Source organism: Oceanobacillus sp. GQ8 (assembly GCF_059758495.1).
Genome location: NZ_JCAXEV010000002.1, coordinates 767,023 through 778,763, shown reverse-complemented (window position 1 = coordinate 778,763; position 11,741 = coordinate 767,023). Strand labels below are relative to the sequence as shown.

Annotated in this window: 10 protein-coding genes; 1 reads left to right on the top strand and 9 read right to left on the bottom strand. The window is 40.6% G+C overall.

All coding sequences use genetic code 11. From position 1 onward, the window contains the following. Positions 1 to 123: 123 nt before the first annotated feature. Positions 124 to 1,734: a glycoside hydrolase family 43 protein gene (locus AC6CHS_RS08660; protein ID WP_498235620.1), complete on the top strand. Its 1,611-nt coding sequence runs from the start codon at positions 124 to 126 to the stop codon at positions 1,732 to 1,734. Between the two features lie 76 nt (positions 1,735 to 1,810). Here AC6CHS_RS08660 and mmsB read toward each other — a convergent pair whose 3' ends face one another. From mmsB to AC6CHS_RS08615, 9 genes are all read right to left on the bottom strand, one after another. After that, on the bottom strand, positions 1,811 to 2,923 hold the full coding sequence (gene mmsB / locus AC6CHS_RS08655; protein ID WP_498235693.1) for a multiple monosaccharide ABC transporter permease: 1,113 nt from the start codon (positions 2,921 to 2,923) through the stop codon (positions 1,811 to 1,813). 49 nt (positions 2,924 to 2,972) lie between these two features. After that, positions 2,973 to 4,508, bottom strand: coding sequence for a multiple monosaccharide ABC transporter ATP-binding protein (gene mmsA / locus AC6CHS_RS08650; RefSeq protein WP_498235619.1), 1,536 nt, complete (start codon positions 4,506 to 4,508; stop codon positions 2,973 to 2,975). A gap of 79 nt (positions 4,509 to 4,587) precedes the next feature. Beyond that, positions 4,588 to 5,667 (bottom strand): multiple monosaccharide ABC transporter substrate-binding protein, encoded by a 1,080-nt coding sequence (gene chvE, locus AC6CHS_RS08645; RefSeq protein WP_498235618.1) that lies wholly within the window; start codon positions 5,665 to 5,667, stop codon positions 4,588 to 4,590. 534 nt (positions 5,668 to 6,201) lie between these two features. Beyond that, positions 6,202 to 6,453, bottom strand: coding sequence for a DUF6171 family protein (locus tag AC6CHS_RS08640; protein ID WP_498235617.1), 252 nt, complete (start codon positions 6,451 to 6,453; stop codon positions 6,202 to 6,204). Next, positions 6,443 to 7,672, bottom strand: coding sequence for a sn-glycerol-1-phosphate dehydrogenase (locus tag AC6CHS_RS08635; protein WP_498235616.1), 1,230 nt, complete (start codon positions 7,670 to 7,672; stop codon positions 6,443 to 6,445). The genes AC6CHS_RS08640 and AC6CHS_RS08635 overlap by 11 nt, the downstream gene beginning before the upstream one ends. A gap of 72 nt (positions 7,673 to 7,744) precedes the next feature. Next, positions 7,745 to 9,214 (bottom strand): alpha-N-arabinofuranosidase, encoded by a 1,470-nt coding sequence (locus AC6CHS_RS08630; RefSeq protein ID WP_498235615.1) that lies wholly within the window; start codon positions 9,212 to 9,214, stop codon positions 7,745 to 7,747. Positions 9,215 to 9,241: 27 nt separating this feature from the next. Beyond that, positions 9,242 to 9,880, bottom strand: a complete 639-nt coding sequence (locus AC6CHS_RS08625) for a YesL family protein (protein WP_498235614.1) — start codon at positions 9,878 to 9,880, stop codon at positions 9,242 to 9,244. 29 nt (positions 9,881 to 9,909) lie between these two features. Then, a complete protein-coding gene (locus AC6CHS_RS08620; RefSeq protein WP_498235613.1) occupies positions 9,910 to 10,758 on the bottom strand; it encodes a carbohydrate ABC transporter permease in 849 nt (282 codons plus the stop codon). Continuing rightward, positions 10,751 to 11,740, bottom strand: a complete 990-nt coding sequence (locus AC6CHS_RS08615; protein ID WP_498235612.1) for a carbohydrate ABC transporter permease — start codon at positions 11,738 to 11,740, stop codon at positions 10,751 to 10,753. The genes AC6CHS_RS08620 and AC6CHS_RS08615 overlap by 8 nt, the downstream gene beginning before the upstream one ends. Between the last annotated feature and the right edge of the window lies 1 nt (position 11,741).

The following is an 11,741-nucleotide window of genomic DNA, read 5'->3' as shown; positions in this document are numbered from 1 at the left end:
CTCCTTAGACAAAGTTTTGTAGCTGACCATTTATTTTGTAAGCGCATACTAAATAGATTCACCTCGTTAAGGTCTGCTCTTTATCTTTGTAAAATCTATGAAAATACTAAAGGAGTGTGTAGCATGTCAACAATTCAAAACCCAATTTTAACAGGCTTTAACCCAGATCCAAGCATATGTCGAGCTGGTGAAGATTACTACATTGCCGTTTCAACCTTCGAATGGTTTCCAGGTGTAGGAATTTATCATTCTAAGGATCTTAAAAATTGGAGACTTATCGCAAGGCCGCTCCAGCGCGTTAGTCAATTGAATATGCTTGGAAACCCTGACTCGGGCGGCGTCTGGGCACCCGCGCTATCATACAGTGATGGGAAGTTCTGGCTCATTTATACGGACGTAAAAGTGGTAGATGGCAGTTGGAAGGATTGCCACAACTATTTGGTCACCTGTGACACAATTGACGGGGAATGGTCTGAGCCAATCCACATGAACAGCTCTGGTTTTGACCCCTCCCTTTTCCATGATGAGGATGGCAAGAAATTCTTTGTGAATATGGTCTGGGACCATCGCGCACATAATCATAGTTTTTACGGCATTGTCCTACAGGAGTATGATCCTGTGCAGCAAAAGCTTGTTGGAAAAAGAGAGATTATTTTTAAAGGGACAGATGTGAAATTAACAGAAGCCCCCCATCTGTATAAAAGTAATGGGTATTATTATCTTCTCACTGCAGAGGGGGGAACAAAATACGACCATCAGGCAACGATCGCTCGATCTCGAAACATCAACGGTCCATATGAAGTCCATCCAGACAATCCGCTCATTACATCGTTTCCATATCCAAGAAATCCGCTACAAAAAGCGGGGCACGCCTCCATGGTACAGACTCATACCGATGAATGGTTTCTTGTACATCTGACAGGGCGGCCCCTGCCTGAAGAAAATAAGCCATTGTTGGATCCACGAGGGTATTGTCCACTTGGAAGGGAAACCGCTATACAACGTCTGGAATGGAAAAAGGACTGGCCCTATGTCGTAGGCGGAAATGAGCCTTCGCTTCATATTGAAGGACCTAACCTACCAGAGGTCAAATGGGATAGTGATTTTGACGAAAAGGACGATTTTAACAAGGAAACGTTAAGCCAGCATTTTCAATCCCTGCGCATTCCTTTAGGTGATTCCATTCTTTCTCTGAAAGATAACCCAGGTCATTTACGGCTATACGGAAAAGAATCGTTGACATCCAAATTCACGCAAGCACACGTAGCCCGACGCTGGCAACATTTTGAGTTTACTGCAGAGACGAAGGTAGCCTTTCAGCCCACCTCTTTTCAGCAAGCAGCAGGACTGGTGAATTACTATAACTCGGAAAATTGGACAACATTACAGCTAACACACGATGAAGAGAAAGGGAAAATACTAGACTTAACCATTTATGATAATCAACAAATGGAGCAGCCTTTACTGGGGAATGAGATTACCGTACCTGAAGAGTTAGAGGCTGTATATCTACGTGTCGTCGTACGTACCAATACCTATGAATATGCCTATTCTTTTGAAGGGGAAACATGGACAACGATTCCGGTTACATTACCATCGCATAAACTTTCAGATGATTATATTAAGGGAGGCGGCTTCTTTACGGGAGCTTTTGTAGGCATGCAGTGTCAGGATACCTCTGGCCAAAATCTGCATGCAGATTTTGACTACTTTCTTTATCGGAGTGAAAGCTGAAGAGTGAGGTGAGAGCACGAGTGGATTTATAAAAAAACCGGTTACGCCTCTAATTCGCGTAACCGGTTTTTCATCCCTACTTATTTTTATTCAATACATCAAAGGCTACAGCGGCTAATAGGACAAGACCTTTAATTGCTTGCTGCCAGTCGATGCCAATTCCCATTAAGGACATTCCGTTATTCAAAACTCCCATTACAAGTGCCCCTATTACAGCTCCAAACACTGTTCCTACTCCACCTGTAAAGGAAGCACCCCCAATTACGGCTGCTGCGATGGCATCTAGTTCAAACAGATTTCCCGCTTGTGGAGTAGCAGCGTTTAACCTGCCGGCAAAAATCATTCCACAAAGTGCAGCAAGGACACCCATGTTTACAAATACCCAAAATTTCATTTTCTTCGTTTTGATACCGGAAAGCTGTGCGGCATTAGCATTACCACCTACTGCGTAGATATGCCTTCCGATCACTGTTTTGTTCATCACAAACGTATATCCAATAATAAGAACAAACAATACAATCAGCACATACGGTATTCCTTCGTATTGCGCCAGTACGTATGTAAACAGATTGATAACGATGGTAAAGAGAACAAGTTTTACGATAAATAACGGAAAGGGTATGGTTTTGAAATCATACTTTAAATCCGTTCTTCTAATCCTTAATTCTGATAAAATGTATACAATTGAAAGGACAATCCCGACTACTACTGTAAATAATTGAATTTCTCCCTCTCCACCGAATACATCTGGAACAAAGGCTGAGCTTAAACCTCGAAACCCATCTGGGAACGGCGCAATGGTTTGCCCTTGCAGAACGACTAAGGTTAATCCTCTGAAAATAAGCATTCCAGCAAGTGTAACAATAAAGGAAGGAATATTCACATAAGCCACCCAGAAACCTTGCCATGCTCCAATAATTGCCCCGATAGCAAGACAAATTAAAATGCCAGCAAACACCGGGAAGTCCATGGTAACCATTAATACTCCGGCGACAGCCCCAACAAAGGCTGCTACGGAACCAACAGATAAGTCAATTTCTCCCGTAATAATGATGAGCATCATCCCAATAGCAAGGACGATAATATAACTATTTTGCATGATAATGTTCGTAACATTTAGGGGGGTTAGCAAGATCCCGTCTGTTAGGATTTGGAATAATAAAGCGATACCTATAAGTGCGATAATCATTCCAAACTTTCTTACGTTGTTACTAAGAAGCTGTTTTAATCCCTCCACGTTAAGACCTCCCTTTCTGTGTCATATAGGTCATTAATGTTTCTTGTGTCGCATCTTTGGCAGCGATATCTCCTGTGATTTCTCCCTCACACAATGTGTAAATTCGGTCACACATACCCATTAATTCCGGTAACTCTGAGGAAATCATGATAATGCTTTTTCCTTTTTCCGCTAAATCATTAATAATCTTATAGATTTCAAATTTGGCTCCCACATCAATGCCTCTTGTTGGCTCATCCAATATAAGAACGTCAGGATCGGTAAAGATCCATTTTCCTAGCACCACTTTTTGTTGATTTCCACCACTTAGATTCACTATTTTTTGCTGAATAGACGGGGTTTTAACGTTCATCCTTTGTTTCATGTTTTCTGCTTCAACCACTTCTTTACTCGTGTTCAAGACATTGTGTTTGGAGATTCTATCCAGGTTCGCTAACGTCAAGTTGTTCTTCACATCATCTATTAAAATGAGCCCAAATTCTTTTCGATTTTCCGAAACGTAGGCAACACCACTTTTAATAGCTTGATCTACTGTCTTAAAGGAAACTTCCTTACCATTTTTAATTATGGTTCCGGTAATTTTTTTACCATAAGACTTTCCAAATAAACTCATTGCAAGCTCTGTTCTGCCTGCCCCCATTAATCCCGCAATCCCGATTATTTCGCCTTCTTTAACATGGAGATTCACATTATGAAGTATTTGCCTTTCCACATCCAGAGGATGATACGCCGACCAATCCTTCACCTCGAACACGACTTTGTCCTTCACGTTATAAACTCTATCTGGAAATAACTCTGTAAGATCTCGTCCTACCATTTCTTTTATAATCATAGACTCCGTAACTTCTTCTTCTGTTCGACGATATGTACGTATCGTCTGTCCGTCACGTAAAACCGTGATGCTATTGGAGACTTTAAGAAGCTCCTTTAATTTATGGGAAATTAAAATAGAGGTCATGCCCTGTTCCCTAAACTCTTTCAATAATTGTAAAAGGTTTTCACTATCTTCTTCATTTAAGGCTGCTGTGGGTTCATCCAGAATAAGTAATTTCACCTCTTTAGATAAGGCTTTCGCGATTTCTACTAATTGCTGTTGACCTACCCCAAGGTTCTTAATTTTTTCCTCGGGATCTACGTTAAGGCGAACCTTTTTCAGTAATGCCCGTGTCTCTATGATGGTTTTGTTCCAATTAATAACACCTTTTAAAGCCCGCTCATTTCCTAAGAATATATTCTCCGCAATCGATAGTTCTGGAATCAACGCTAACTCCTGGTGAATAATAACAATGCCAAGTTCTTCACTTTGGTTAATGTTTTTGAATTCACAACGCTTATCGTGGAATAGAATGTCTCCCTCGTATGTTCCATGGGGATGCACGCCACTCAACACTTTCATTAACGTTGATTTTCCTGCCCCATTTTCTCCAATCAGTGCATGTATTTCACCTTTCCTTACGTCCAAATTAACGTCGTCTAATGCCTTGACACCGGGAAAAGTTTTGGTAATACTGTTCATTTCTAGTATTCTTTCAGACATTCTGAGCCTGCCCCTTTCCTTAAAAAAACAAGGTCGTTTGGCAGCACCATCTGCACCGTGCTGCTGCCAAACGGCATGATTAGTTAAGCTCTTCTTCGGTATAGTACTCTGTATCTACTAATTCTTCCTTGTAATTATCAGCATCAACAGAAATTGGTGCTAGCAAGTAAGATGGTACTACTTTAGCTCCGTTATCATATGTCTCTTCATCGTTCACTTCTGGCTCTTCCCCGCTCAACACAGCTTCTGCCATGTTAACTGCCTGCTTCGCCAGCTCTCTTGTATCCTTAAAGATTGTTTGCGTCTGCTCTCCGGCAATAATTGATTTAACAGAAGCAAGCTCTGCATCCTGGCCAGTTACCAATGGCATTGGCTTGTCACCAGAACCATAACCTACCGCTTTTAATGAAGAAATGACTCCTCTACTAATTCCGTCAAATGGTGAAAGGACAGCATCCACCTGCTCACCGGAATAGTGGGCACTAAGTAGATTATCCATACGTTCTTGCGCTTTCGCTCCATCCCATCTTAGTGTTGCTCCTTGTTCAAACGTTTCTTGGCCACTTTGAACAACAAGGGTTCCTTCATCAATATAAGGCTGAAGTACTGACATTGCCCCATCCCAGAAGAAGTAAGCATTGTTATCATCTGGAGATCCTGCAAATAGCTCGATGTTTAAAGGCTCTTCTGCATTGTCTAAATCAAGCTTCTCGACCATATATTCTCCTTGCAATACTCCAACCTGGAAATTATCGAAAGTTGCATAATAACTTACATGATCACTGTTCATAATTAAGCGATCGTATGCAATTACCGGAATTTCTTGATTTTTAGCTTGCTCAAGAACATCTGATAATGCTTCCCCATCAATGGAGGCGATTACAAGAATATCCACGCCTTTTGTAATCATGTTTTCAATCTGTGATAATTGATTTTCCACTACATCCTCTGCGTATTGTAAATCAACCTTGTAACCTAATTCCTCAAATTGACTTTGCATATTTTCCCCATCTTTTACCCAACGTTCAGATGATTTAGTCGGCATTGCAATCCCAACTGTCTTTTCCCCTTCTCCATTTTCTCCACCAGCACTACTACTACAAGCACTTATGGTTAAAACAATCAGTGTTAAGACTACAAACCAAAAACCTTTCTTCATCAACGTCATCCCCCTTGTTTTTATGTATTGGCTTCAAACCAAAATAGGTAACGCTTACATTTTCATTCTGATACTTTCACCAACACCTGAATTTGTAAGCACAAGTGAAGATTTTTCCATCACTCGTACGTACGTATTATTATAGTCGATGAGTTTTTCTTTTTCAACCCAATTTTCAAAATAATTTTACAATATTTGTGTCTCTCAACCTTTACGTAAAGCGACCCCTACGTTTTATAGAGTTGTTTCTTTCCCAATCTTGTATTTGATTTTCACGAAGCTACCTAAACTCATTCGTATAAGTTAACAGTTGAAGTATTGCTTTCAACGTTTTTTCAAAATCGTTTAGCAGTTCAACAGATACCTCTATGGAAACCCAATGTGGTAAAACAATCCTTTAACCCATTGTCAATACGTTAATTAAATTAATTTATAATTAGAACCTATATGTTTACATACAGAGTGATGCCATATTTGAATAAAGAACGACTGAGACTTTTAGTAAATCTAATAAAATTTAGAGAAATTATACTTTTAATACCATCTAGTTTCTTCTGGATCGGGGCACTGCTTATACGCAAGCCTTGCCCTAAATTGTACAAAACAGCCGCAGAGCCCACACGTTGTTTCATTTATAAGGAAGGGGCAAGCGGCACATACAGCAAGACGTTTCTCATAAATCTCATCTACCACGATGTCTGTCTCGATGGCAAGCTGTTCTTCTAATAGATCCTGTAAATCACTTGAGAGTACGGCAATGGAACGCCCACAGCCCTTACAAGCCACTGTAACTACTCTCCACATCTTCTGGTTGATACGTAATTCTTGTTTGCTTTAGCTTATTGATTAATCGTAGCCCTGTACATCGATCGCGTAAGTGATAGGCCTCATTCAGACTTTCTTCCACAAGTGCATGTCCGATTCCTAGATCTTCCGGTGAACTCGGGCCACCCGCCTTTTCGAGCAACGCCCTTAGCTGATCAGGATCTGGAAGTTGCTCTATTGCAGTCTTTAGTTCAGGCCAACGATCAGAAAGTCTTTGCAAATATAGATTCTCTTTCGCTACATTATCAGGATTAAATTGGTTCGCAAACTGCTTATATAACTTTGTGATAATAATGGTTGCAACACCAACTTTTGCTCCGTGTAGAATTTGGCGATGTTTTTTTCTCAAAAGATCCATTTCCCAAAAGTGAGAAAGATGATGCTCTCCCCCTGAAGCAGACCTAGATGAATTAATTAACAGCATGACAAGACCTGACTCAATGAGTGCCTGCATGAGTATTTCTACGCCAGTTCCGTCCGATGAAGCAATATCTTCAACATGGTTTACACAAGCTTGCAACGCGTTCTCCGTTAACGATGCAGCTGTTTGAACATATGGCTCTTCTCCAACCAAATAAGAAATTTTCCAATCCAAAAGGGAAGTATACTTCCCGAGCATATCTCCAAAGCCCGCCGCCGTTAGCTCTCTCGGTGCGTTCCTTATGATGGTACTATCAGCAAAAACAGCGATAGGCGATGCTGTTTGAATCGTTTGTTTCACACCTCTTAATATTAATGGCGCTCCCTTCGATGTGAAGCCATCGACAGATGCAGCTGTCGGTAACGATATAAAGGGAATCCCCATTTTGTAACCACAAAACCTTGTAATATCATGGATTGTTCCCGCTCCCACTGCCAGGAGTACATCAACGTTTTCTGGTGTTTCCACCATCACTTGCATCAATGTCGCTTCATCGGCGTTTACTTGGTCCAGCTCATTTTCCACAAGTCGTATAACAGTGGTCTCTATACCTTCTAGTTCCAGTAATCGTTGTACTTCTTCGCCTGCTACCTGCAACGTGTTTCGATCCGCAATGATAACCGCTCTACTTAATTTCTTCTCCTGTAAAAAGGGAGCGAGATGCTTTACACTTCCAGCGGATATATCGATTACCGGCAACATTTGCTTATCCACTTTTAATTCCTTTGCAAGTTGATGCCATTCATTTTCCATCTCCATATGTATTCCTCCTGTCTTAAAGTGATTAAAGCAAAGAGCCAGCAGACATTGACCTACCGACTCTCAAGAACATTATTTTACAGTTAACGTTACTACAGACATTTTTGGCAATGTAATAGCCAGTTTGTTTTCTTGAGACGTAAACCCAGTGAATTTAGTTGGTTGTACTTCCTCAGGTGCTTCAAAAGTATTTCGTGCATTCATTTCATCTGCAGTTAATATACGTCCTGTTATGTTAGCAGTGTTTAATCCCCGCAGTTCTAACGTGACGTTAGTCTCGGTTGCTTTATCCATGTTACAAAGGCTAATGTTAATCGAACCATCCTTTGCTTTAGATGCAGAAGCACTAACTTGGGGGAACTCATTGTTTCCGACATTTTCAGACGTTAGGTCAAGGCTTAGCTTCTCAGCATCCTGATGTACTTTGTACATTTCAAACACATGGTATGTCGGCGTCAGAATCATTTTGTCTCCTTCTGTTAAAATCATCGCTTGCAGAACATTGACGGTCTGTGCAATATTCGCCATCTGAACTCGATCGCTGTGGTTGTTAAAGATATTGAGAGACACCCCTGCTACAACGGCATCACGAATAGTATTCTGCTGATATAGGAAACCTGGGTTTGTCCCCTTTTCTACATCAAACCATGTTCCCCATTCATCAATGATCATGCCAATACGCTTTTCTGGATCATATTTGTCCATAATGGTGCCATGCTTCATGATGAGCTCTTCTATAAACAGTGCTTTTTTCATCGTGATGTCCCATTCATCCTCCGTGAAGTCAACAGCAGAGCCTTTATTATCAAACCCGCCTGGATGAACATAATAGTGCAGGCTCAATCCATCCATTAACGGAGCAGCCTCACGCATCAGGACCTCCGTCCAATTAAAATCATCTACATTGGCACCTCCAGCAATTTTGTACAAGGTATTCTCCCCGTAGTTACGGCAGTATGTTTGATACTGACGATACAAATCAGCATAGTATTCTGGGCGCATATTACCACCGCATCCCCAGTTTTCATTGCCCACACCAAAGTATTTCAGCTTCCACGGCTCCTTCTGACCGTTTTCCTGACGCCAGTTTGCCATTGGAGATTCCCCATCGAATGTCATGTATTCTACCCATTCAGACATTTCCTGGACAGAGCCACTGCCTACGTTCCCACAAATGTAGGGTTCGGTCCCTAGCAGTTCACATAGCAGCATGAATTCATGTGTACCAAAATGATTATTCTCCACTACTCCGCCCCAATGGGTATTCACCATCCGCTTGCGATTCTCAGCAGGGCCGACTCCATCCTTCCAATGGTATTCGTCTGCAAAACAGCCACCAGGCCAGCGCAGGACAGGAACATCAATATTCTTCAACGCTTGCAGGACGTCATTCCGGATCCCCTTCGTATTCGAGATACTAGAATCTTCTCCAACCCAAATTCCTTCATATATACAACGACCCAAGTGCTCAGCAAAGTGGCCGTAAATATTTTTGTTAATTGTTCCTTCCCCTACATCTGTATTAATAATAATGTTGTTCATTAAAACTCCTCCATTTATGGTTACAGTCTATGCTTCGTTTCCTACCTTAATTGTCTTTTTATCTAGCGCTGTGAAGACATACATTGCGGCCCACATCCACATGATTGCGATTACGCTAAATAGAAAAAACGGAATGAGCGCAGGGTATTCAAGAGAAAGATAAATACTAATAAAACCAAGTATCCCGATGCCAATCGATATATGCACCTTTGAAAAGCCAATAATGAATGCATTTTTTAAATGCTGTAAAATATTCGTCTGGTAATGTGTTAAGAGCGGGAAGCTCCAAATAATCACTAGAAGATACACGATGATGATAAAGTAAAAGGCAAAGGGAACAATGAATGAAACCGTTTCTTGTAATCCCTGTAACACGCGGTAATTGACGTAAAGCAAGGAGCCAATCGCTGTTAATATCCACCCTAAAGCATTGGCTGCTTTAAATTCACTCGTATACCCCTCTTTAAAGGTTTTCCATATCTTTATATCCTGTTCACCAGAGACCCATTTTCTGGACACCCCAAGTGCTGCAATAGTAGCTGGAAAGACACCAGCCACTAAGAAGCCCCTTAAAGAGAACAGCAACCACAACATGTTTACATACGCCAATCTAACAATCCAACTCATCATTTTTTCTAAAGTTGTTACCATTCCATTCACATTCACCTTGTGCAACCCCCTCTTTAACTACCTAACTATCCTTTAACGCCACCTACAGTAAGACCTGACACAAAATAGCGTTGGAAAAAGATAAACAAAATAATAATTGGAATTATGGTCATAACTGAACCAGCGATTAACACATCGTAATTGTTTCCATAAGGTGTCAGCAATGTAGCGAGACCTATTGGTAATGTGAACATATCGTTAGACCGGAGCACGAGCAATGGCCACAGGAAGTTATTCCAGCTTGCAAGACCTTGCAAGATTGCCATTGCTGCCAACGATGGCCCCATTAGCGGTAACATAATCCGAAAGAATATCCCATACTCCGTAGAGCCGTCTATTCTTGCGGCATCCATTAATTCCTTAGGTAGTCCAAGCGCATATTGTCTAAAGAAAAACACGGCTACTGGAGCTACCACCAATGGTAAGATGACAGCAAAGTATGTATCGATTAATTGTGTACTTATCATCATACGGAATAATGGAAGCATTAATATTTCAAACGGTACCATTAAGATAAATAGCACGAGGATAAAGAAAAGGTTTTTTCCTTTAAAATCGTACAATGCTAACGCATAACCTACCATGGACGAAAAGAATAAGGAAAGGACGATCGTAATGGCTGAGATTATTAAACTATTTCCGTACCAGGCCCAATACTCAGAGGCTTGCGTAAAAATATAAAGATAGTTATCTAGTTGTAGCTGGTCAAAACTTACACTTAAAGAAATACCATTTCTCATCAATTCAGAAGAAGGCATAAAAGATGAAATGACAAGACTTATAATAGGAAACAGCGCAATCAACGCAGTAATGAATAAACCAATATTAATAGCCCATTTTAGTAAAGGAAAACGCTTTCTACTCAATCTACTCATCCCCCTTTTTGAAAGCACCAGTTAAGATGAGGTTAATAATACTAACGACAAAAATGATGAGCATTAATACGACACCTACAGCTGCTCCGAAACCAATATTATTTTGCTGAATACCTTGTTGATAAATATAGCCTACAACTGTTAAACCAATATTTCCGGGCGAACCTGCTTCCCAAAATACAAAGCTTTCCTCAAACATTCTAAAGCCGTTAATTATCGTGATCGTCGTTACGAATATAATGATTGGTTTTAATTGTGGCAGGGTAACATACCAAAATTGCTTTAACTTGGATGCTCCATCAATTTCCGAAGCCTCATATAATTCTGTTGGAATATTTTGCAATGCTGCCAGAAAGTACAACATGTTAACTCCTATCCACCTCCAGGAAGCTAGAAGTACCATTAAAAACATCCCTGACCATGCAGTAAATCGCCAGTTAACAGATTCCATTCCCAAAAATCCTAAAATTTGATTTGCGATTGCTGTATCTTGTTCTCCAAACATCAAACGAAAGATCATACCACCAACTATGGTTGACGTAAGGGCTGGTATAAAGAAAGATGCCCGAAAAAAAGTCTTCATCTTAACAAACTTGGAATCTAAAAATACTGCCAATAACATGGGAATGATAGTCAATATAATAACCGTTAAGACCACATAAATGGTCGTATTGGTTAATGCTTTAAGAAACGTGCCATTTGTAATCCTAGAGTAATTTTCCAACCCGATAAAGGTTACCTGTCCCGGTAGTACACTTTGGAAGCTCATGATGATCCCTTGTATAGCTGGATATAAGGTAAGCACAAGAAACGTAATAATAAATGGTGAGACAAAAACATATGGTACTACTTTCTTTGAATTTAGGAACTTTAAAAGTTTATTCGGTCCTTTGTTCTTCCCTTTAGGTTGCGGTCCACTTTCATTTGGATGCCGCACCTCGTTTTCTACTTGTAACTGTACATTGCTTGATGCCGGTTCCATC